At 61.3% G+C, this 23,270-nt stretch carries 20 protein-coding genes; 10 read left to right on the forward strand and 10 right to left on the reverse strand.

Translation table 11 applies throughout. The annotated features are described in order from the left end of the window. Entirely contained in the window at window positions 1–1,218 is a 1,218-nt protein-coding gene (locus FN835_RS18335; RefSeq protein ID WP_142664690.1) for an acyl-CoA dehydrogenase family protein, read from the forward strand. Between the two features lies 1 nt (window position 1,219). After that, window positions 1,220–2,764, forward strand: coding sequence for a rhodanese-like domain-containing protein (locus FN835_RS18340; RefSeq protein ID WP_142664691.1), 1,545 nt, complete (start codon window positions 1,220–1,222; stop codon window positions 2,762–2,764). 133 nt (window positions 2,765–2,897) lie between these two features. Here FN835_RS18340 and FN835_RS18345 read toward each other — a convergent pair whose 3' ends face one another. The 4 genes from FN835_RS18345 to FN835_RS18360 form a co-directional block, all read right to left on the reverse strand. Then, window positions 2,898–3,341, reverse strand: coding sequence for a VOC family protein (locus tag FN835_RS18345; RefSeq protein WP_142664692.1), 444 nt, complete (start codon window positions 3,339–3,341; stop codon window positions 2,898–2,900). A 102-nt stretch (window positions 3,342–3,443) separates the two neighbouring features. Beyond that, window positions 3,444–4,499 carry an ABC transporter ATP-binding protein gene (locus FN835_RS18350; RefSeq protein WP_142664693.1) on the reverse strand — a complete coding sequence of 352 codons (1,056 nt, stop codon included), beginning with the start codon at window positions 4,497–4,499 and terminating at the stop codon, window positions 3,444–3,446. Between the two features lie 12 nt (window positions 4,500–4,511). After that, window positions 4,512–6,242, reverse strand: coding sequence for an ABC transporter permease (locus FN835_RS18355; protein WP_142664694.1), 1,731 nt, complete (start codon window positions 6,240–6,242; stop codon window positions 4,512–4,514). Window positions 6,243–6,309: 67 nt separating this feature from the next. Beyond that, a complete protein-coding gene (locus FN835_RS18360) occupies window positions 6,310–7,356 on the reverse strand; it encodes an ABC transporter substrate-binding protein (protein ID WP_142664695.1) in 1,047 nt (348 codons plus the stop codon). 142 nt (window positions 7,357–7,498) lie between these two features. On the opposite strand from FN835_RS18360, the gene FN835_RS18365 reads away from it, so the two are divergent. The 5 genes from FN835_RS18365 to FN835_RS18385 are packed head-to-tail and all read left to right on the forward strand — an operon-like array spanning window position 7,499 to window position 12,022. Beyond that, window positions 7,499–8,425, forward strand: coding sequence for an isocitrate lyase/PEP mutase family protein (locus FN835_RS18365; protein ID WP_142664696.1), 927 nt, complete (start codon window positions 7,499–7,501; stop codon window positions 8,423–8,425). 24 nt (window positions 8,426–8,449) lie between these two features. Next, window positions 8,450–9,586, forward strand: a complete 1,137-nt coding sequence (locus tag FN835_RS18370) for a 2-methylaconitate cis-trans isomerase PrpF family protein (RefSeq protein ID WP_142664697.1) — start codon at window positions 8,450–8,452, stop codon at window positions 9,584–9,586. Beyond that, complete coding sequence (locus FN835_RS18375) at window positions 9,580–10,941, forward strand: MmgE/PrpD family protein (protein ID WP_185958745.1); 1,362 nt, start codon at window positions 9,580–9,582, stop codon at window positions 10,939–10,941. Before FN835_RS18370 ends, FN835_RS18375 begins: the two co-directional genes overlap by 7 nt. Then, the gene (locus FN835_RS18380; protein WP_142664699.1) at window positions 10,926–11,489 is read left to right on the forward strand and encodes a chromate transporter; all 564 of its coding nucleotides are present in this window, start codon (window positions 10,926–10,928) and stop codon (window positions 11,487–11,489) included. Before FN835_RS18375 ends, FN835_RS18380 begins: the two co-directional genes overlap by 16 nt. A 2-nt stretch (window positions 11,490–11,491) precedes the next feature. Further along, window positions 11,492–12,022, forward strand: coding sequence for a chromate transporter (locus FN835_RS18385; RefSeq protein ID WP_142664700.1), 531 nt, complete (start codon window positions 11,492–11,494; stop codon window positions 12,020–12,022). Window positions 12,023–12,028: 6 nt separating this feature from the next. Here FN835_RS18385 and FN835_RS18390 read toward each other — a convergent pair whose 3' ends face one another. The 5 genes from FN835_RS18390 to FN835_RS18410 form a co-directional block, all read right to left on the reverse strand. Then, window positions 12,029–13,489 (reverse strand): MmgE/PrpD family protein, encoded by a 1,461-nt coding sequence (locus FN835_RS18390; RefSeq protein WP_142664701.1) that lies wholly within the window; start codon window positions 13,487–13,489, stop codon window positions 12,029–12,031. A 12-nt stretch (window positions 13,490–13,501) separates the two neighbouring features. Next, window positions 13,502–14,998 carry an FAD-dependent tricarballylate dehydrogenase TcuA gene (gene tcuA / locus FN835_RS18395; protein ID WP_142664702.1) on the reverse strand — a complete coding sequence of 499 codons (1,497 nt, stop codon included), beginning with the start codon at window positions 14,996–14,998 and terminating at the stop codon, window positions 13,502–13,504. A gap of 134 nt (window positions 14,999–15,132) precedes the next feature. Beyond that, window positions 15,133–15,807, reverse strand: coding sequence for a GntR family transcriptional regulator (locus FN835_RS18400; RefSeq protein WP_221930478.1), 675 nt, complete (start codon window positions 15,805–15,807; stop codon window positions 15,133–15,135). A 117-nt stretch (window positions 15,808–15,924) separates the two neighbouring features. Next, a complete protein-coding gene (gene tcuA / locus FN835_RS18405) occupies window positions 15,925–17,421 on the reverse strand; it encodes an FAD-dependent tricarballylate dehydrogenase TcuA (protein ID WP_142664703.1) in 1,497 nt (498 codons plus the stop codon). A 72-nt stretch (window positions 17,422–17,493) separates the two neighbouring features. After that, on the reverse strand, window positions 17,494–18,258 hold the full coding sequence (locus FN835_RS18410; RefSeq protein WP_142664704.1) for an SDR family oxidoreductase: 765 nt from the start codon (window positions 18,256–18,258) through the stop codon (window positions 17,494–17,496). A 317-nt stretch (window positions 18,259–18,575) separates the two neighbouring features. On the opposite strand from FN835_RS18410, the gene FN835_RS18415 reads away from it, so the two are divergent. The 3 genes from FN835_RS18415 to FN835_RS18425 are packed head-to-tail and all read left to right on the forward strand — an operon-like array spanning window position 18,576 to window position 21,793. Next, entirely contained in the window at window positions 18,576–19,076 is a 501-nt protein-coding gene (locus FN835_RS18415; protein ID WP_142664705.1) for a putative pterin-binding protein, read from the forward strand. A 7-nt stretch (window positions 19,077–19,083) separates the two neighbouring features. Continuing rightward, window positions 19,084–21,051, forward strand: a complete 1,968-nt coding sequence (locus FN835_RS18420) for a putative bifunctional diguanylate cyclase/phosphodiesterase (RefSeq protein WP_142664706.1) — start codon at window positions 19,084–19,086, stop codon at window positions 21,049–21,051. Between the two features lie 52 nt (window positions 21,052–21,103). Next, window positions 21,104–21,793, forward strand: a complete 690-nt coding sequence (locus FN835_RS18425; RefSeq protein WP_142664707.1) for an FkbM family methyltransferase — start codon at window positions 21,104–21,106, stop codon at window positions 21,791–21,793. Between the two features lie 46 nt (window positions 21,794–21,839). Here the strand turns inward: FN835_RS18425 and folE2 are convergent, their stop codons facing one another. Beyond that, entirely contained in the window at window positions 21,840–22,871 is a 1,032-nt protein-coding gene (gene folE2, locus FN835_RS18430) for a GTP cyclohydrolase FolE2 (protein WP_425467486.1), read from the reverse strand. Between the last annotated feature and the right edge of the window lie 399 nt (window positions 22,872–23,270).

Genomic DNA, 23,270 nt, shown 5'->3' on the forward strand with positions numbered 1-23,270 from the left:
ATGCGACACACGAATTTCGTCACTGGCGTCACAACGCCTGACTGGGCACCCGTCACGCGGCGACTTGGCTTTGACGCGCTGTTTCAGGAATTCGCTGATGGGGCTGCGGCGCGTGACGTCGCCCGTCGCCCGATTTTCGATGAAACCGCCGAATTGAAGCGGCGCGGCTTTGCCGCCGTGCGTCTGAACGGCGCGACACTGCCGGAGCTTTTCGCGCTGGCGCGCGATCTGGCGACGGCGGACCCGAATATCGCCCATGTCTTCCGCAACCACTTCTTTGCGGTCGAGCAGCATCTGAAAACCGAAAGCGACGGCTTTTCGCAGCACGTGCTGGCGCTGGCGCGTGACAATCGCATGTTTGGCGTGGCGTTTTCCGAACAGACGTCCAGCGCCGCAGGCGGGCGCAGCCAGATCCCGGCGGCGACGCTGGAACCCGATGGTGACGGCTATCGCGTGTCAGGGACCAAGATCTATTCGACCGGCAATATCTATGCCGACCATCTGTTCGCGACCGCGATCGATCCGCAAGGCGCGGTGCGGCAGTTCTTCATCCCGACAAACGCCCCCGGCGTCGTGCTGGAGGATGACTGGGACGGTTTCGGACAAAAGCTGACGGGTTCGGGCAAAACGGTGTTTGACCGGGTGGTCATCCGCCCCGGCGACCTGTTCGAACTGCCGGTGGCCGATCCCGATGAACCCTATCTTTACCACTACACATTCCACCAGATTTACCTGACCACGGTGATTTCTGGCATTGTGAACCGGGTTCTGCTGGATGCGCTGAATCTGGTGCGCGGGCGCAGCCGCAACTATTATCACGCGCTGGCCGAACGCCCCGCAGATGAGCCCGAGCTGCAGACCGTGATCGGGCGCATCGCCGGTTACCGCGCAGCCATCATCGCCGTGACCGACCGCGCGATCGAGGCGCTGGACCTTGCCTGGCGCCACGCCGCGTCCCCGGATGCACAGCGCCTGTCGGTCGCGGCCAGCATCGCCGCAGCCGAGGCAAAGGTGGTGGTGGACGAAACCGCAGCGCAGCTTGCCAGTCTGCTGATCGACGTATCGTCGGGCAGCGGTGTTTCGGCCTCGCGCGCGCTGGACCGGCACTGGCGCAACATCAAGGTGATCGCCGCGCATAACCCCCGCATCTACAAAGAGCGGATCATCGGCGATCATTACCTGAACGGGGCTTTGCCCCCCACCGGAGCGTTTTTCTGAGATGACAAGAACGATGACACCTGCCGAATTGCGCGCCCATTGGACTTCTGGCCATGAAATCGCGCTGATTGACGTGCGCGAGGAAGGCCCCTTTGCCGCCGGACACCCGCTTTTCGCCCTGACCATCCCGGTCAGCGAAATCGAGGTCGGCCTGCCGCCGCTGGTGCCCCGCAAATCCACATCTGTCGTCGTCTATGACGACGGCGAAGGTTATGCGGAACGCGCCGTCCCCCGGATCAAGGCGCTGGGTTACAGCGATGTCGCCATTCTTGCAGGCGGGCTTTCCGCCTATGCCCGCGAGGGTGAGGTTTACATCGACGTCAACGTGCCCTCGAAAGCCTTTGGCGAGTTGGTCGAGTCGATCCGGCACACGCCTTCGTTGCCCGCCGAAGAGGTCAAGGCGATCATCGAAGGCCAGCAGGACGTGGTCGTTCTGGATGCCCGCCGATACGAGGAATACAACACCATGAGCATTCCGCGCGGCCAGTCCGTGCCGGGGGGCGAACTGGTCTATCGCATCAACGACATCGCGCCGTCGCCCGACACGTTGGTCGTCGTGAATTGCGCAGGACGCACGCGCAGCATCATCGGCACGCAAAGCCTGATCAATGCCGGCATCCCGAACCGCGTGGTCGCATTGCGCAACGGCACCATCGGCTGGACGCTTGCGGGGCTGTCGGTGGAAACCAAGGCCAGCGCACGCGGCGGTGATCCCTCGGCTCAGGGCCGCGAAATTGCACAGACGAACGCGCGTCGCTGGGCCGATCATGTGGGCGTGCCTATCGTCAGCGCGGCTGTCGTCGAAAACTGGCGCGTGCAACAGGACCGGACGCTTTACCTGCTGGATGTGCGCAGCCCTGACGAATACGCCGCCGGTCATCCGCCAGGTTTCATCTCGGCGCCCGGCGGTCAGTTGGTGCAGGCGACGGATGAATGGCTGGGCGTTCGCGGCGCGCGCGTCGTGCTATTCGACGATGACGGCGTGCGGGCGCGCATGGCTGCAAGCTGGCTGCGGCAGATGGGCTGGGACGTTGCGGTGCTGGAAGATGCAGCCGGGCTTTCGCAAGTCGCGCCGCCCAAGGAATGGCAATTCGACGGCGACACGGTCGCGTCTGTAGACGGGGCGACGGTCGCGGATCTGGCGCGGCACGCGGTCTATGCCAAAGGCCATATCCCCGGCGCGTGGTTTGTGTCCGGGCCTGAACTGGCGCGCGACATCGCGGGTCTGCCGGGCGATGGCCCCATCGTGCTGACATCGCCGGACGGACGAATTGCCGCAGCCAATCTTGCGGTTGCACGGGCCGCTACGGACCGTCCGGTGCACGTTCTTGCAGGTGGGACTGCTGCTTGGACAGAGGGGCTATCCACCGAACTGCACGAGGCATCGCAGCCGATCGACGCTTACAAGCGGCCATATGAAGGCACGGATAACGCGCGCGAAAAGATGCAGGCCTATATCGACTGGGAACTGGGTCTGGTTGCGCAACTCGCCAATGATGGGGTGTCGCGGTTCCATGTCGTCAGAGCCTTGGTTGATCGGGAATGATCGAACGACCAGCGACGGTTGCACGCAAAGCGCAACCCGTCGCTGGGAACCGTATCCCAGCGCATCGAAAGAAAAATAACATAATTCGTGTTATCTTTCTTTCAGCACGTTAGATCCACAAAGCGACCGGGCATCAACCCTGCGGCGGTGCCCAGTCCTTACCCGGAACCGTATTGATCATCCACGGTATGCCGAAACGATCGATCAGCCCGCCGAAACCGGGCGACCAGAAAGTCGCTTCGAACGGCATGGTCTGTTTGCCGCCATCGGACAGTGCGTCGAACCATCGCCGCGCCTCGGCGCTGTCTTCGGTGTGCAATGTCACGTCGAAGCCGTTCTTGGGCCTGGCGATATTGGGCGCCCATTCTTCGTCCATATCTGCACCCATCAGCGCCTGATCCCCGACCTCAAGCCAGCAATGCATCAGCCAGTCCTTGTATCGGTCGTCGCTGAGCATCCCCGGCGGTGCTTCTCCATAAGGGAACGCCGCCGTGATCTTGCCGCCCAGAACCTTGGCGTAAAATTCAAACGCCTCGCGGCACTGTCCCTGAAAACTGAGGCTGGTCACGATCTTCATGGTTGTCTCCTGACATGAGTCGCTAAGAGTTCCGTGAGAGGTCTGACCGCAGTTTAGATGAACAGGCACAGGCTGCGTGGGGAAACTGGTGGCATGGGCGCATTATCGCGCGACGATGCGGCAATCGCCCGAACGGAAAGACAAACCGACGACCTGATCTGTTCCCAGATCAATGGGCGAATGGACCCGCACCTCGCCGCCCAGTGCCTGAACCAGATATTCTGTCACGGCGCCCAGATATTGCGCCGACAGAACCCTGCCGGGCACCGAGATATTGTCCGAGGCAACGTGCTGCGGGTCCAGCAGCAGCGATTCAGGACGCAGCATCAGCTGGTGGGCGGTCCCCTCGGGGGAATGCAATGTGCCGGGCAATACCGTGCCATCCGGCGTGCGCCATGCGCCCGAGCCTTCGCGCACAACATCGACAAAGCTGGCCTTGCCCACGAAATCCGCCACAAACCTGTTCACTGGGGCGCGGTAGAGTTCCTGCGGCGTGCCGATCTGCTGGATCTGGCCCTTGTCCATGACGATCACGCGGTCGGACATCGACAGCGCCTCTTCCTGATCGTGGGTCACGTAAAGCGATGGCACGTTCAATTGCTTCTGGATGCGCCGGATTTCGGTCCGGGTCGATTCCCGCAATTTCGCGTCCAGATTGGACAAAGGCTCGTCGAACAGCAGGATCGAGGGGCGGCCGACGATGGCGCGCGCCAACGCGACGCGCTGTTGCTGACCGCCCGACAACTCGGACGGGTAACGGTCGCGCAGATGCGCCAGCTCCACCGCCGACAGCGCCCGGTCCACCTGTTCGGCAATGCGGGCCTTGGGCGCGTTGCGGGTGCGCAGGGGAAACGCGACATTCTCGGCCACGGTCATATGCGGCCAGATCGCATAGCTTTGGAACACCATGCCGATGTCGCGCCCGTGGCTGGGGACCGAAATGCCACGCGCCGGATCGGACACCACCTTGTCGCCGATGCGGATCACGCCACCGCTGGATTCCTCAAGCCCCGCGATGCAGCGCAGCGTCGTGGTCTTGCCGCAACCGGACGGCCCCAGAAGCGAGATGAACTCACCCTCGTGCACATCAAAGGACACATCGGGCACGACGGTCAGCGCGCCGTAAGCCTTGCAAAGATTCTGGACTTGGATGCTCATGCCAACCTCATGTCATTTGCGGCGCGCGGCCGGGTAAAGGGCGGTAATCAGCGCCATGGCGACAAAGATGATCAGCGTCGCGATCACCGACAGCGCCGAGGCCAGCCCCCAGTTCGCCTGTTCGAAAAAGGCCCAGATCGAGATCGAGATCACTGCCGTCGCCCCGGTATAAAGCAGGATCGCAGACGAGATTTCGCGGAAAAAGGCCATGAACATCAGGAAATACGCGCCCTGAATCGAAGGCGCGACCAAAGGCAGCAGGATGCGCCGGACGCCCTGCGCCTTGGTTGCGCCGGACACCCACGCGGCTTCCTCAAGGCTTTTGTCGACCTGCACCATCTGGCCGCCGATCGTTTCGGTCGCATAAGGCAGGTAACGGGTGACAAAGCTGACGATGATCAGCGTCAGCGTGCCGTAAAGCGGCAGCGGCAGATAGGCATAGGCCCAAAGCAGCCCCAGCCCCAGCACGATGCCGGGGACGCCAAAGGGCAGCGTCGCGATGAAATCCAGATAGCGCGAGCGCGTGGCCGTGGACCGCACGGTGAAATAGGATGTCAGCAGACCCAGCATGACCCCGAAGGCCGCACCCACGCCCGAGACGATCAGCGTATTGCTGAAGCTGCGCATGGTGGAACCTGACGAAAAGATCGCCGCGTAATGCTGGAACGTATAGGCCGCCTGCATGGGGTTCGCGTTGAACCATTTGATCAGCGAGGTGTAGATCAGCATCAGCATCGGTGCGACCAGCCCCAGCGCGATAAAGCCGAAACAGAACAGCGTGGCCAGCCAGTGCCAGCGTCCCAGCCGGATCGGGTTCAAGCGGCTGGTCTTGCCCGTCACCGTGGTCAGACGGCCCGAATGCGTCACGCGCCGCTGCGCCCATATCGCGGCGCCGGTGATGACCGACAGCGCAATGCCGATGGCAGCGGCAAGCCCGTAATCGGTGGGCGAGAACCGCACCAGTAAGTAAAGCTGCGTCGCCAGCATGTTCACCTGCGCCGGGATACCTAGCAGCGCCGGGATGGCGAATTGCTCGATGGTGATGATAAAGGTCAGGATGAAGCTCGACAGCAGCGAAAAGCTCAGCAGCGGCAGCGTCACCTTGAACAGCACCCGGCGCGGCGGTGCGCCTGCGACGCGGGCAGCTTCTTCATAGATGCCATCCATACCCATGATCGGGCCGCGCATCGTCAGATAGACGAATGGCACCTGATGCAGCACCATGACAAAGACGATGCCCGCCAGCGAATAGACGTCGATGCGCAGCCATTCCAGGCCCAGCCAGGTGCCCAGCACGACGTTCCAGATCCCACCCGGCGCGCCGATGATGATCCATGCCATCGCAAGGATGAAGGACGGGAAATAGAATGCCAGCCCCACCATCATCGTCACCGCCTTGCCATATCGGAAATCGGTGCGATGCACGATCAGCGTGATGATCGTCCCGATCACGATACACAGGGCCGAGGTCAGCAACCCCACCGCCAGCGTGATCCCCATGGTCCGCACGACGCCCGGTGAAAACAGCGCCCAGTAATTGCGCAGCGTCCATTCCCCCGGAGCGCCCGGCGCGGCAGTGCGAAAGCTGCCATAGACCAGCGCCAGAATTGGCGTCAGCACCATCAGCGTGACGATCACCGTGGTCGCAAGCCGAAGATAGCGGAACTCGTCGCGCTTTCGGGCCAGCGCTGTTGCTGCCTTGCTGCCGGACATGACCCCCGGCTGTGTCGTCGTGTCGGACATGTCTTATCCCCTCCCCTTTCGGATCGGGTCGCCTTTGCGGCGATCCCGTTGGCGTCTGGTCAGACGGTCACTGAATGTCGAACACAGTGCGCCAGTGCTTGACGATCTCGGCCTGTTTTTCCGGCGATAGCAGCTTTTCGCCATCGACCACGTTTTTCAGGTCCGAGGTGGCGGGCAGCTTGCTTGGTGGCGCGACACCCGGTCGGGTCACGGCAAGGCCGCCGAACTTGACCAGTGCGGCCTGCCCCGTCTCGGTCATCAGCCAGTTGGTGAACACCATGGCGGCGTTGGGATGGGGCGCGTTCTTGGCCACGAAGATCCGCGAGGCCGAGGTTGTCGTGCCGCTTTCGGGGTAGACGAAGCCGATCGGCGCACCTTCCTCCAGCAGAGGGTTCAGGGGAATGTCGCTGAGTTCGGCCACCACAACGTCGCCACGGATCACGGCCTGAATGATGCCGCCCGACCCCTCGAAAAAGCGCACGTCATTGGCTTTCAGTTGCTCGGCCGCATCGGGAATGCCCAGTTCCTGCCAATAGGTCACGATCTGCTGGATCGCCAGTGACCGCCATGGCGGGTTCATGCCGACCTTGCCTTTCCACATCGGGTCGAACAGGTCTTTCCATTCGGTCGGCGCGGGGTTCGCGCCCAGCAGATTGGTGTTCCAGATGATCGCTTCGCGCGTCTGCTGGATGGTGAACATCATGTTCTGATAATTCACCTCGGCGGGATAGGTGGCCAGTTCGGGCGGGGTCCATTCGGTCATCCAGCCGTTCTTGGCGCCGTTATAGACCCGTTCGTCGGCATAGGTGACCACCACGTCTGCAAGATTGCGCTTTGCATTGAATTCGGTCTCGAACCGCTCGATCAGCGGGTTCGATCCCAGCCGCACCTGTTCGGTCGAGATGCCGGGATATGCCGCGCGAAATTCGGCCAGCAGCGGTTCGATGCCGTTGGGCTGAAGATTGGAATAAAAGACCAGCGCGCCTTCGTCCTTTGCCGCAGCCTCGACCAAGGCCCAGTCCTGCTGCTGTGCGGATACCGGCCCGGCCAGACCCAATACGATCAGTCCAGCGAATCGTGAAATCTGGGAAATATTTCCCGTTATCATCGTCATGCCCTCCCAAACCTGACTGTGCTGCACTGAACGGCAACGTCAGGAAGCGTAACATCTGACGTTCACAAGTCAACTGTTGACAATATACATAATTGCGAACAGTTTGAGCCTTAACCTGACTTGCCAGGAAGGAAAAAACATAATGAATATATGTTCCAACGAAACCGGGGGCGGCAGGAGTCAAGGCGATTGCACCGGATCGCTTTCAGCGCGTCGCAAGGCATTGCGCCAATTGGTCGAACAGCGGCAGGCCACGCTTTTGCCGGGCGCGGCGAATGCGCTGGTCGCCCGCATCATCGAGGAACTGGGCTTTCAGGCCGTGTATCTGACGGGCGCGGGGCTGACGAATACCCATCTGGGAATGCCCGATCTGGGGCTGATTACGCCGACCGAGATCGCCGAAACCGCAGCGCGGATCACAGATGTCTGCGCCCTGCCCCTGATCGCGGATATAGATACCGGCTTTGGCAATGCGTTGAACGCCTATCGCACCGTGCAGATGATGGAACGCGCGGGCTGCGCGGCGCTGCAGATCGAGGACCAGATATTTCCCAAGAAATGCGGCCATTTCTCGGGCAAGGGAGTCGTCCCGATCGAGGAGATGACGGGCAAGCTGAAAGCCTGTCTGGACGCACGCTCGGACCCTGACCTCATGATCATCGCGCGCACGGATGCCCGCGCCGTGCTGGGTTTTGAAGCGGCGCTGGACCGTGCCTTCGCCATGGCCGAGGCAGGTGCGGACATCATTTTCGTCGAGGCCCCGCAGACGCCCGAAGAAATCCGCCGCATCGGGCAGCTGCCGCAACCGCAGCTGATTAACATCGTCATGGGCGGGCTGACCCCGATGCTGACGCTGGATGAATTGCGCGATGCCGGATTTTCGCTGGTGCTTTACGCAAACGCCGCGTTGCAGGCGTCGGTCCTGTCGGTGAACCGCGTGCTGGGCCATCTGCGCGACCACGGCTCGCTTCACGGGGCCGAGGACATGCTGGCCAGTTTCGAGGAACGCCAGCGGGTGGTGCGGAAAGATCATTACGATGCCCTGCAGGCCCGCTATACCGGCGCCTGAACGGCCAGGAGAAGGAACTTAGTCATGTCGCAAGCCAGCATACCCGCGCAGTTCTGGCGCGGCGGCACATCCAAAGCACTGGTGTTTCGCGAATGTGACCTGCCGACTGACCCTGCGGCGCGCGATGCCATCTTTCTGGGCGCGATGGGTTCGCCCGACGATAACGGTCGCCAGTTGAACGGCATGGGTGGCGGTATGTCGTCGCTGTCCAAGGTCTGCATCCTGGGTCCGTCCAGCCATCCCGATGCGGATGTGGATTATACCTTTGTTCAGGTGCCGGTCGGTGCGGGTGCGGTGGATTATTCCAGCAATTGCGGAAACATGTCTTCGGCCATGGGTCCGGCGGCGCTGGATCTGGGGATGGTCCCCCCGCCGCAGGGAAACGAAGCGGTCGTGCGCATTCACAACACCAATACCGGCAAGGTCATCGTGGCGCGCTTTCCCGCAGATGGCGGACGGTTCGATCCTCGGGGCGATTTCCGCATCGATGGCGTGTCGGGCAGTGGATCGGCCGTGCGGCTGGAGTTTCTGGCACCCGGCGGCGCCAAGACGGGACGGCTGCTGCCGACGGGACGCGCCGTTGATATGCTGACATTGGCCGACGGAACCAATTGCGCGGCCAGCTGCATCGATGCGGCTAATCCCTGTGTCTTTGTTGACGCTGCAACGCTGGGCAAGACCGGGTTGGAACTGCCCGACGCGCTTGAAGGCGATGCCGCTTTCCTGCACCGGATCGAGCAGATCCGTCAGGCGGCAAGTGTCGCCATGGGCCTGACGCCGGATCTGGGCGCGGCGGCGGCGGGCCAGTCACTGCCCAAGGTCGCCATGGTGTCCGCCGCGGCAGATGGAGCGGTTCTGTCGGGCGCCTTGCTGGCGGCAGCCGATCACTCCATTGCGATCCGAATGATGTCGATGGGCCGCCCGCACCGCGCCGTGCCCGTGACCGGCGCGATATGTCTGGCGGTCGCAGCCCGTCTGCCGGGAACGATCCCCGCCATGATTGCCGGGGCGACGCCCGGTGCGCTGGTCGTCGGTCACCCTTCGGGCACACTGACGGTCGATGCCGATGTCACCAGCGACACAGACAAGGTAACGGCACGTTCCGGCACCGTCTATCGCACCGCGCGCAAGCTGTTCGCGGGCGAGGTCTGGCATTGCTGACGCGCGATTTTTTGCAGGCGGTCGGTGCCGTCCCGATCACTGACACCGCGCGGGATGTGGCGGCGCTGGCCGTCGCAGATGCGCTGGCCATCGGATGCGCCGCAGTGGAAGAGCCGGGGCCGAAGCACCTGATCGCTTTGGCCAAGGACCAGCCCGGACCCTGCCATGTGCTGGGCCATCGGCTTCGATTGGCCCCAGCAGCGGCAGCACGGATCAACGGCGCGTTGATCCACGTGCTGGATTATGAACCGATGTGGAACCCGGCCAATCATGCGATCTCGACCACCCTGCCCGGCCTGCTGGCCTTGACGGCGATCAGGGATGTCGAAACGCCCGATCTGCTGGATGCTTTGGCCCGAGGGATCGAGACGCAGGCGCGGCTGCGCCTTGCGTCGCGCCAGTTCGAACCGGGCGATCTGGTGCTGCATCCGCCGGGTGTCGTCGGCCCGATCGGTGCCGCTGTGGCCTGCGGAACGCTGATGCGCCTTACGCCCGATCAGATGGCGACGGCTGTAGGTATAGCCGCATCATCTGCGGGCGGTATTCTTGCCAATGTCGGGTCGATGACCAAGGCATTGCATTGCGGACGCGCCGCTGCATCGGGGCTTGAAGCCGCGTTGCTGGCTGCGCGTGGATTTTCGGCCCATCCCGATGCGCTTGCCGGGCCGCGCGGCTTTGTCGCGGCCTATTTCGGGGCGCACGCCGACCTTGAGGCACTGACCAGCCGCACCCCATTGCACCTGCTGGACCCCGGCCCTGCGTGGAAGCTTTATCCGGCGCAATACGGCACGCAGTTCCTGATCTCGGCCGGGCTGAAGCTGTTTGGCCAGATGCAGGATCTGGGGCTGGACGCGGACCGGATCGTGGCAGGGCGTATCACCGCCCCGGTCATGCCCTATGTGGACAGACCTGCGCCGGTGGACGGGTTGGACGGTAAGTTCAGTATGCAATACGGTTTTGCGCTGGCATTGCTGGACGGTCAGGTCGGGCTGGCCAGCTATTCCGATGCCGCGCGCTTTCGCCCGCAGATGCAGGATTTGCTGCCGAAAATCACGCTGCACCCGGACCCAGAGCGCCAAGGCCGGTTCGACCGGATGCGGGTTGAGGTCGAGATTGCGTTTGCCGATGGTCGCCGGATGACTGCAGGCTCGGACGGGCCTGACGGTATCTGGTCCCGTCCATTGCAACCGGGTCGCCTGCAGGAAAAACTGCGCGACTGCCTGACCGCAAGCCATGGCGCCGACGCGGCACAGAAACTGTCGCAGATGCTTTTGACCCTGAACCACACCGGCGGGCCAAAGCTGCGCGCTGTGATCGATCGACTAGAGGAGGACTTGCCATGTCCGAGCAGGTGAATTCCGATGCGCCCGCCCCGCAAGCGACGGTGACCGAGCTGTTCCTGCGCTTTGGCATGATCGGCATTATGGGCTTTGGCGGCGTCGGGCCTTGGGTTCGCTGGCTGCTGGTCGAACGCACCGGCTGGTATACCGAAGAGGAATTCGTCAACACCTTCGCGCTGGCCAATTTCATCCCCGGCGGCAATGTCATCGCGCTTGCGACCATTGCAGGGGTGCGGCTGCGTGGATGGCCGGGTGCTCTGGCCGCCATTCTGGGGCTATGCCTGCCGCCCGCAATTCTGGTCTGCGCCGCGGGATCGTTATATCTGCGTTATAGCGAAACCGAAATCGCGCAGCGCATTCTGGGTGCGATGGCTGCGGCGGGCGCGGGCCTGATCGTTGCGATGGCAATCAAGCTGCTGAAACCGATGCGCGGCTCGGTTCGTGGGCTTGGGATGACGGCGGCCGTCTTTTCGGCGGCATTCCTGCTTCAGCTGCCACTGACCACGATCCTGCTTGTCCTTGGCCCGGTCAGTCTGGCGCTGGCGCTGGTGATGCGGAGCTGACCATGGGTGACGATCCGGTCCTTTTGCTGGCGCTGAAAGTTGCGACGCTGGCTTGCGTCGCGGTCGGCGGCTACATCACCACCGTTCCCGACCTGCAAAGGTTCGTCGTCAGCGAACACGGCTGGATGACGGCGGAGCTGTTCGTCACACTTTTCGCCGTGGCGCAGGCCGCGCCGGGACCAAATTTTCTGGTCGTGACGCTGCTTGGGTGGAGCGTGGGCGGCATATTCGGCGCCCTGCTTGTCACGTTGGCTGCGATCCTGCCGACGACGCTTGTGGCCTATTTCGTCGCCGGGCCTTGGGAACGGCACAAGCAGGCGCGGTGGCGCATCGTCGTGTCGCGCACCATCGCCCCTATCGCGGTGGGGATGGTGCTGGCGACGGGCGCGCTGCTGACACATTCGGCATGGGGCGGCGATTGGCGGCGGCTTGCCGTGACGGCTGTGACCATCGGCATCTCGCTGTTTACGCGCTATAATCCGCTGGTGCCTTTGGCACTGGCCGCCGGTCTTAGCGTGCTGGGTGTGCTGTGACCGATTTCAAGGCACCCAGGTCGTTTCTGGCACATCCTGATCCGAGGCGGCGGCGAAGCTGACCTGATCGGCGCGCGACTGAGGGCGCTGCAAATGCGAGACCTGCATCTGCCGCACGACCTGCGCCATGTCCTTGGCGCCTTCCAGTGTCATCAGCCGCTCGAACAGCGGGGCGGTCTGTTCGCGGGTCAGGCTGCGGCTGGCGCAATCCTCGAACTTGGACCAAAGCTCCCGCTCGGTCATTGGATTGTCGCCGCCGCGACCGACCATCTGATCCAGTCTGGCGCGCAGCACAGCCCCGTCCGTGCGGGTCACGATCACCTCGGCCCCCCATTGCTGCGGGGCGTCATCGGCCATATCGGGATGCGCGCGGGCTGTAGTCCGATCCAGCAAGGCAAGAACCGCAGGCTCCAGATGCGCCTCGCCTTCGAAATCCTTCAGCCGCACGGTCCCGTCCAGCAAGGCGCGGGCCACGACATATTGGACCGAGAACTTTGCCTGCAGCGGGGTCTGGGGGCGCGGCGTATCGGTGTGGCGCAGGCGGCGCGCATGGGGCAGCACCTCGACCTTAGCGATGTCCTCGGGGCGCAGCGCATGTTCCGCCCGCAGTTTCAACGCCATCATGATCGCCGGATGCGTCGAGCCGCAGCAGGGGAACTGCTTCAACCCGATGTCGTCATGCGCGATCTCCCAAGGCGCGCACCAATCCGCAAACAGCCGACCTTCGTCATAGGTGCCCGCGCCGTTGAAGACTTCGAAAAAGCCCTGACGATGTTCGAAAACCCCGGCGGCTGCGGTGAAATCCCGCGCGGCCAGCAGGCAGGCCAGCAATGCCGAGCGATTGGTCAACCCGACATGCAAGGGCTTGGTCATCGTGCCGAAATTCGCCTTCAGCCCCGAAGCCATCGAAGCAGCGATCGCCAACGCCGTCGCGGTCCTGTCGGTATCCAGCCCCATCAAGCTGCTTGCCGCCGCAACGCCACCAAAGATGCCCAGCGTGGCGGTCGGATGCCAGCCTTTGTCATAGTGATGATGATTGACCGCGCGGGACAGCCTGATCTCGGCCTCGACCCCCACGGCATAGGCATGGATGAAATCCCGCCCCGAGCTATGGTGCTCCTCGGCCAGTGCCAGCAACAAGGGCACGACAGGCACGGATTGATGCCCGCCCAGAACGCCGGTGAAATCGTCGAAATCCAAGGCATGAGCGGCTGTGCCGTTGACCAATGCCGCATCCAGCATCGAGGTGCGGCGCGAGGTTCCAAGGATCAGCGCCCCACCGGGGCCGTCGGCGATGCCGGGGGTTTCAAGCAGGATCTGCGCACAGGGTTCCGGCATCCCCGCCAATGTCACGCCCACGGTGTCAAGGATGCAGGACCGCGCGACCTCCATCGCGCGCCGGGGTAAAGGCGCCTCACGGGCGGCGCAGATCTGACGGGCAAAGCGCAGTGCAACCGGATCGGTCATTGCGGCCTCCGCCTAGTTGCGCGCGCGGGCGGCGTTCCGCCCGGCGATGCGTCCGAAGGTTGCGCCTGACACCAGCCCGGTCCCGGCGGGGTAGTTATCGTAAAACAACCCACCCAGCATCTCGCCGCAGCAGTAAAGGCCGGGGATGACGCGCCAGTCTGTGCCCACAACCTGCGCGTCGCGGTTCACCCGCAGCCCGCCAAACGTAAAGGTGATGCCGCCCGTGGCGCTGTAGGCGTAGAAGGGTGGCTTGTCGATGCGGATGCCCCAGTTGGTCTTGTCCAGCGCCAGCCCCGTGGTGGAAACCCCATCAGGCCGCGTGGCGTCGAAGCCCTCGGCCGCATCCTTGGCAGCGGCATTGTATTCGGCCAGCGTGCGCAGCGCCTGCGGCTTGTCCTCGATGTCCAGCTGCGCCACCAGTTCCTCAAGCGTGTCCGCCACGATCGGATCCGAGGTCTGATAGCGCGGTTCCAGCAAATGCACCGTCTGGCTGTCGAAGATCTGCCACGCCTTCGCCCCCGGCTCGGCCAGAATCGAGCGGCCGAACTTGGCATAGGTGAACAGCGCCGCATCCTCGCCCTCATCGACAAAGCGGCGGCCTTTGCGGTTCAGCATCACCGAATAGACATAGCTGAGCCGGTTCGAGCGGTCGGTCATTTCGCGCGGGGCAAAATCGCCCCAATCGGCGCTGATGGGCGTGGCGTGGCAGCCGCTCCACTGGCCCCAGGGCATGGCGCCGATGGCCATGGCCATGCGCAGCCCGTCGCCCTGATTGTGTGGCGTGCCGCGCACCTTGGCCGCGCCGATCAGCGAACCCAAATATTGCGTGCGCATCTGGACATTCGCCTCGAAACCGCCCGCGCCCAGCACGACGCCGCCAGCCTCGACCTCCTCATAGCCATCATCGGTGCGAAAGCGCACGCCGCGCACCCCGCCATCGCCGCCGGTGATCAACTCGGTCGCGGCGGCGCCATAGCGGATTTCGATGCCGCGTTCGCCCGCCGTGGAAAACCATGACCGCGACAGGCCCACCCCTTCATGCGCGGCGCGCACGATCAGGCCGCGCGCCCAGACCATCGTATTGCCCTTGCGCACGGCAGATAGCGTGACGGCTGGCTCCATCTCGATCTTGCCGACCGATTGCATCCAGCGCACCGTCGCCTGCGAACTGCTCACCAGCAGTTCCGACATTTCGGGATCGGTTCGTCCGCTGGATACCCGGCGCAGATCGCCCAGATAGTCGTCCTTGGTATAGGGCGAGATGCCTTCGTAGAAATTGTCGAACTGCTTATGCGCGTCGGGCAGGATCTCACCGACCTCCTGGGGATCGTCGAAGGCAAAGCGCAGCACGCCGCCGGACCAATGCGTGTTCCCGCCCCGCATGTCGCGCGGCGCCTTTTCCAGAACCAACACCCGCTCGGCTCCGTTCTCATGCGCCGATATCGCTGCGGCCAGCGCCGCATTCCCCGCCCCGACGACGACAACGTCGTAATGCGTCCCATTGGACATGATTCGACCTCCTCCCTGTTGGCTTGGCTTGACCGTAATGCCAACTGGCAACTGTTGACAATATACATATGCGCCGCAAATGCAAAACCCGGCGCATCGCTGCACCGGGTCCATTGCCGTCAGGCTGTCGCGGATCAGTCGTGGGCGGCGGGCGGCATCATCTGTTCGACCGACAGGCGCGCATTGCGGATATGGTCGCGCATCACCGCCTCGGCCCGGTCGGGATCGCCCGAGCGCAGGGCCGCCACGATCTCGACATGCTCGTGCCAGGCCTTCTGCGCGCGGCCTTCCGCCTTGGACGAGCGCGCCCGATACAGCCGCAGCAGATCGTAAAGATCGTTGATCAGGCTTTCCTCAAGCTGGCGATTACCGCTGGCCTTGATGATGCGGAAATGGAAGTCGTTGTCATAGCTGGCCTGAAGATAGGCCTTGCCGTCGCGCAGCTCTTCCTGATCGGCATGTTCATGCAGCAGACGCTCAAGCTCGTCTATTTCGGCGGGCGTCATGCGCTGCGCGGCCAGCCGGGCGGCCATGCCCTCCAGCGCCTCGCGCACCACCAGAAGGTTCGACAGATCGCCGGGCGAGAGTTCGGCCACGCGGACGCCGATATTCTGCCGCCGCTCGACCAGCCTGCGCCCTTCCAGACGGCGGATCGCCTCGCGCAGCGGGCCGCGGCTGACCTGCAACGAGGCGGCCAGCGACTGTTCCAGAATGCGGCTGCCCGGCGCAAGCTCGCCGCTGACGATGGCCTCCTCAAGGCGCTTGGTCACGATGTCCACAAGGGATTCGGAACGCACCGGTTCGGACAAGCTGGGGATCATACAAAGCCTCGGCAACTGTGAATTGTCAGCAAAAGACTAAGTATCGCGCCAGCGGCGAAAAGGAAAGAATTGCCTTTCCCGCCCCCGGCGCGATCATCTGACAGGTCACGCCGCAGCGCGGGCCGCCACCGAATAGCTGGCGGCCGATTCCCCTGCCCGCTTGCCAAAGACCGAGCCGGACATCAGCCCGGTGCCGCCGGGATAGTTTTCATAAAACAGACCGCCCACCAGTTCACCCGCTGCATAAAGACCGGGAATGGATTGATCGGTCATGTCCTGAACCTCGGCACGGGTGTTCACCTGCAAACCGCCAAAGGTAAAGGTTATGCCGGTCGTCGTGACAAAAGCGACATAAGGCGGCTTGTCGATCGGCAGCGCCCAGTTCGATTTCGGCGGCGAAATGCCGGTCGTGGCCTTACCATCCAGCACCGCCGGATTATAGGGCTGATCGCCGCAGGCGGCATTATATTCTGCGATGCAGGCTTCCAGCCTGACGGGATCAAGCTCCAGCAGTTCGGCCAGACCGGCGATGGTGCCGGATTCGGCCTTGGTCACCTGCTTGATGCGGTATTCGTCGCGCAGCATGCCCACGGTCTGCTGGTCAAATATCTGGATCGCGGTGCGCCGCGGTTGCTTCATAATCTCGCGCCCGAACTTGGCATAGGTCAGGTTGCGGTAATCCTCGCCTTCATCGACAAAGCGTTCGCAATCCAGATTGACCATGATCCCCAGCGGGTAAGAATGCTTCTGGAAATTGTCCAGCACCCAGCGGTCGCCGTAAGGCGGGGCCGAGATGTCCCATTCACAGGCATGGCAGCTGGACCAGTTGCCATAGGGGCGCGCGCCGATGGCCAGCGCCATGTTGATGCCTTCGCCCATGTTGTGGCGCGTGCCGCGCACCCGGCACAGATCCCAGCCCGGCCCCAGATAGCGAACCCGCATTTCCGGGTTTGATTCAAAACCGCCGCACGCCAGAATGACCGCCTTGGCCCCGATTTCGGCATAGCCCGAAGGCGTGCGGACCTTGACGCCCGACACCACGCGGTCCTGCCCCTGCAGCAGCCCGATGGCCGCGGTGTTGTAGCGGATTTCGATGCCCAGCTTTTGCGCGCGGGCCAGTTCGGCCTCGACCAGACCTGCGCCACCGCCGACAGCTTCGATGTTCACGCCGCCGTAGAAATGGTGCTTGCCATCGACCAGATAGGATTGCCGCCCGAACATCGGCACGAAGCGGATGCCGTGGCTGCGCAGCCAGGCCATGGTCGGGCGCGAATTGTCCACCAGCAGATTGGCCAGATCCTCGTCCGACTGGTGATGCGTCACATCCATCAGCTGATTATAAAAGAACTCGCGGCTATGCGGTGGCAGTACGATCATCTCGGTCTCGACCGGGGAAAGATCGGTCAGGATGTCTTGCGCCACATCCTCCAGCCCTTCATGCGCAAAGCGGAAGCCGCCTGCGGTGAAATAGGAATTCCCCCCCTTTTCCTCCTCGGGCGCGCGTTCCAGCACCAGCACCCTTGCCCCATTCTCATGCGCCGAAAGCGCCGCGCATAACGCAGCATTCCCGGCACCCACGACGATCACGTCATATTCCGGCATGTCATCCTCCTCCCGTCTGATACGGGAAAAGTCATCATGACGCGTGTCTATTGTCAACAGTTTACGGGCTTGCTATTCCGCAATCATAACGTCCGGGGTCTGCCACACCAGATGTTGCCCGCCATCCACGCAGATCATCTGCCCGGTCACCGATTTTGCCCGCAGCAGATACAGCACGGCATCGCAGATTTCCTCGGGCGAGGAGCCGCGTTGCAGAATCGTCGCCTGCTGCTGTGTCGCGAAATCCTGCTCGCTTTGCCGGCTGCCTTTCAGGGTAGGACCGGGCGCGATTGCGTTGACCCTGATATGCGGCGCCAGCGCCTGCGCCGAGGTCCGGGTCAGCCACCAAAGCCCTGCCTTTGCCAGCGAATAGGTCATGAAATCGGGGCGCGGCTTCAATACGCGCTGATCTATCATGTTGATGACATTCGACGCCTCGACCTCGCCGCCATTTGCGTGTTCGGCGCTTTGGGCGGCGAACTGCTGTATCAGCATGAAGGGGGCGCGCAGGTTGGAATTGATGTGGCGGTCCCAGCTTTCGCGGGTCGCGGAATGGATGCTGTCTTCCTCGAATGTCGAAGCATTGTTGACCAGAACCGACAGCGCCCCCATTGCGGCATTCACCTGCGGGACCAGTGCCTCAACCGCGTCAAGGTCCAGCAGATCGGCCTGGAATACCTGTGCGCGGACGCCCAACGCGCGAATTTCAGCGGCAGTCGCTTCGGCTTCGGCGACCGATCGACCGCAATGGATCGCGATGTCATGGCCCTGACGCGCCAGTGCCAGAGCGATTTCGCGACCGATCCGCTGCGCCCCGCCCGTTACAAGTGCCGTCATTTGCGCAAACCGGGCGAAAACACCCGCTGATGAAGGGCTTGCTGGAGGAAATTCATGATTCTCGGCCTATGCGATAAATGTCTGAATGCTGCCTTCACCATCGAAGTTTCCTGCTGCATGGACAAGCCGCTTCACGCCACAAGCTGCGACAGGCTGCCTGTGACCTGCCGGATTGTGCGTTGTTGGCCGCAGTCTGCACGGCTTGTCAGCGCCGATAGAAATTCCGCTGGACACAACTAAAAGCTGAGGCATAAGTCCTTAACAATAGTGTTTCTCGATCGTTATGTCTGCCCGGATTCTTTAAGGAGAGATCAACGATGATCCGCTCATGTGCCGTTCTGCTTGCCGCTGTCTGCTTTACAAACGCCAGCTGGGCAGATGCGCTGCCAAAGCCGACCGGTCCCGTTATCCTGACCATCACCGGCAACATCGAAAACACGAATGATGGCGACATCGCCCAGTTCGATCGCGCCATGCTGGAGGGTCTGGGGCTTAAGGAAATCAAGACCAACACCCCTTGGTATAACACGCTGTCCACCTTTGAGGGCGTGCCCTTCAATGAGGTGATGAAGTATGTCGGCGCCAACGGCGAGACCGTGCGGGCCATCGCGCTTAACGATTATGAAACCGAAATCCCGATGAGCGATGCCGTCGGCCCCGATGCCATCCTGGCGATGAAGCTGAACGGGCAATACATGGACGTCCGCGACAAGGGGCCGATCTTCGTCGTCTACCCTTATGACTCGTCGCAGACCTATCAGACGCAGACGTATTACAGCCGTTCGGCGTGGCAAGTCACCCGCTTCATTGTCGAATAGGTGAGCAGTGACCCGCCTTCTTGGCATCCTGATCGCTGCCTTCGTCATAGCGACCGTCTACATGACGACCACAGTGTCACAGCGCCAGGAGGTGCTGCGACACGTCGCGCATCATAACGACGCATGGGCCGTCAGCCAGTCGGTCGCCGAGTTCATGCGGCTTGAGGCGATGCTGGCATCGCATTTCATGTCAGATGAAACCGCCTCTCTGGATGAGGTGCGGTTGCGATTGGACATCGTCTTCAGCCGCCTCGCGTCTTTCGATGAGGACAAGCTCAAGGCATTTCTGGAAGCCAGCCCGAAGCGGCTGGAGATCGTCACCAAGCTGCGCAGCGTTATCAGCGATCTTGATACCGAACTTGATCAGATGGACCGCGCCAGCGCGATCGCGATGATCAACCGGATGCACGAACTGAATGGCCCGCTGACGCAGCTTTCATCGCAATCCGTGCAGCAGGGTTGGGCCGACATCGAAGCCAATCTGGAATCGCTGGAAGAACTGCACCAGATTTACGGGATCGTCGTTGCCTTCCTGATCTTTGCCTGGTGTGTGCTGATCCTGTTGCAACTGCGGCAAAATCGTCTGCTGACCAATTCGCAAAAGCAGGCAGAGGTTTTGAACAGCGATCTGGTATCAGCCAGCAAAGAGCTTCAGGAAAAGAACCGCAGTCTGGAATATGTCGCCCATCACGACGCGCTGACACAGCTTCCGAACCGGATACTGTTCTGGGCCGAACTGGAAAATGCTTTGCGTGAATCGCGTGGGGCGGTCAATCTGATGCTGATCGACCTGAACGACTTCAAATCGGTCAATGATACGTTGGGACATGATTTCGGCGATTTGCTGTTGAACCAGGTCAGCCAGCGGATGCGCGAATTTGACGACAAGGTGCATATTTTCTGCCGCCTGGGCGGCGACGAATTCGCATGCCTGATCGTCGGCAAAGACGACGCCGGCGCTGAGAATATTGCCCATGAACTGGCCGCCCGCATCGCAGCGCCGCATTTTCTGATGAACCGCAAGCTGGAAATCAGCTGCTCGATCGGCATATCCAGCGCGCATGATCCGCAATCGACCGACGCGCAGACCATGTTTAAACAGGCCGACATTGCATTGTATCGCGCGAAAGACGCGACGGGCCAGCGGATATGCCTGTTTGAAGAATTCATGCAGCGCGAATTCGACGACCGCAAGGCGTTGGAAAATGACCTGCGGCTGGCCGTTCAGCGCAATGAATTCGAATTGCTTTACCAAGCGCAGGTCGATGTGATGTCGCTGGAATTGCGCGGGCTAGAGGCGTTGGTGCGCTGGAACCATCCCACCCGCGGACAAATCCCGCCGGGTCTTTTTGTCTCGCTGGCCGAGGAGTTGGGGCTTATCAACGAATTGGGCCATATCATTCTGGTCGCCGCCTGCACCGAGGCAGCGACATGGATGCGCCCATTGAAGATCGCCGTAAACCTTTCGCCGCTGCAGCTACAAGCACCAGACTTTGTTCAATCTGTGGTCGATGTGCTGAAAACCACCGGACTGCCGGCCGAGCGGCTTGAACTTGAGATTACCGAAACGGTATTGCTGGATAATCGCGAACGTGTTGTTAAAATCCTGAATGAACTGCGGGCATTGGGCCTGACGATCGCGATGGATGATTTCGGAACAGGCTATTCGTCACTTGCCATTCTGCGCGATATCCCGTTCGATACGATCAAGCTGGACAAATCATTCGTTCGCGACATTGCCGAAAATCCTCAGGCGGCATCGCTGGTCAAGCTGGTGGTGGACGTGGGCACCAGCCTGAACAAGACGGTGATTATCGAAGGTGTGGAAACCCGCGCCCAGCACGAACGCATTCGGCAGCTAGGCGGACCTCTGAGCCAAGGCTTCCTTTTCGCACGTCCAGTGCGCGCATCGAAGCTGGGTTTTTTGCATCAAGCGGAACAGCACGCTGACTTGATCGACGATTTCTCGCATTAAGCAATCGCCCGAACCCCCAGAACCGATACGCAATAAAGCGGTGGCACACGATATGATTCTGCATGGCATCAACCTTCCGATAACCCCGGATGATGTATCGCCTATTATCTGGGAGGCGCTGGTTTCTGGCAAATACGAAGCGAAAGAGGCGATACAGGTTCGCCGTATGCTGCGCGCGGGCGATCGGGTGCTGGAACTTGGTGCGGGGATCGGAGTCATCACCACCGTCATGGCGACGGCTGCGGATGTCGAAATCTGGTCCTTTGATGCAAATCCGCACACTATCGCGCTGGCAAAGCGTGTCGCAGCTGCGAATTCCGTAGGAAATGTAAGTTTTGGCCATGGCTTGATCACCGCCGGTCCGCCAGCGGAATATACCTTCTACATCCGCCGCGATTTCTGGATGTCGTCAATGATCAAGGAACAAGGCCCTTATGAGGGTGAGATTCCTCTTTTATCCCGCAATATCGAAGAATTTATAGCAGAACATGCCATCAATGTTCTGGTGATGGATATTGAAGGTGCTGAACGCAGCCTGTTGGGTGCGGCGGTGCTTGATGGCATCGACCGGGTATTTCTGGAACTTCACGATCATCTTTATGGCCTAAGCGGTATCCGCGATATATTCACCGCTATGGCCGCACGCGGATTTGCTTATGATCCACGAAATTCATCGGGCCCTTGCGTGCTGTTCACGCGTGACGACGGGACCATGCGCGAATTCTGCGCGGACGAGATTTGACAACCGGCTGCTGACGTCCGAAAGGACGCCAGCAGTCAATCTGTAATCAGCTGTGGATCAACGATCCGAACATGCGTGGGTCAAGGCTTTGACCGATGAAAGTTGTTCCTTCGGAAAGCACAGCCACAGCGTCATGGCTATGCAGGCTTTCCTGATGGCTGGCGACGACCCGAAAATCGCCCACACGCGGATCAGCAATAAGAGGCGCTGCAAATGCGCGAACTGCATCTTCGACAAAAATCGGATTGGCCGCGTTCAGTTCGGCAAAGGCCTGTTCATCTTCGCGCTTGACCATGACTTGGGTTTCAGTCGGAACGGCGAACCTTGCCATTTCGATCAGGTCTTCGAACCATAGCGGATCATCAACACCGTCGTTCAGAACCACCGAAATCCGGGCAACCGAGCGCTGCGAATGCGGCGTTGCCAACTGCCCGCGTTCACGCCGCGCATGCTCCGACAATTCAAGCGAGCATGGACAAGTCGAGGAATAGACATAATCCAGATGAATGATCTTGCGCCGCGTTCCCGCAGTTTCGACCAGTTCCAAAGCGATTTCGTAATATTGCCAGCCTTTCAAACCCGACCGCAGGCTTGTGACTTGCGCTGGAAAACTGAAGCGCATCATCAGGCGGGCATCGAAACTGCCCAGATCCTTTTTATAGGCATCGATCGCGGCAGCCATCACTTCAAATGAGAACTGATTTTCGGCATAATCGTAAAACGAACGCATGATCCGGGACATGTTGATCCCTTTTTGGTTCGCTTCAAGGCTGACGGTTCCCGTAACCGAAGTTTCCAGCATGATCGAGCCACCCGCGCGCAGCTTGTAGCCAATCGGCAAGCGGAAGTTCGAAATACCGACATGCTCGATCCGGGTATTCGCGCCGACAATCAACGATGCCGGGCCGTTCTGCAAATCCGGCAGTGTCGCGCGGTAGTTTTCCCCTACGCGAAAACCGGGATCATAGACACGCTTCAGATCGGGATAGCTTTCCTTGCTACCCGTCTTTGCGGGTTTTTCTTCGCCAGTTTCTCGGGACAGAGAGCCGGAGAGCGCGGTCATATCTTCAAAACTCATAATTGCCTTTTCAAGCTCTCGTAAAAATTTCCGCATGGAAATATGGGAATGAAACTGGTTGGATTGATCAGATGGGCGGGTGCGCCCCTGCCCTTCGCCTACTGCGTTGATTTACATGGTGCGAAGTTACCGCATTTCTTATCTGCGATCCATCCTGACAACGTGCCGGTCAGCACATAGCTTAAGAAAGCGGGCGAAACGTGTCGTTCCGGCCACCGCTTTCCAGCATTGTCAAGCTATTGTTACGTGGAAACTATCGCCACATCGCCCGAGTTCCCTCGGGCGCTGTGTTTTCGCGATCTCGGCTCACATCCCGCTATATAGCGGGAACTTCGCGCAAAGTGCCTCGACCTCGGCCTTGACCTTGGCTTCGACGGCGGCGTTGCCCTCGTCGCCATG

The organism is Paracoccus laeviglucosivorans (assembly GCF_900182695.1).
Classification (GTDB): domain Bacteria; phylum Pseudomonadota; class Alphaproteobacteria; order Rhodobacterales; family Rhodobacteraceae; genus Paracoccus; species Paracoccus laeviglucosivorans.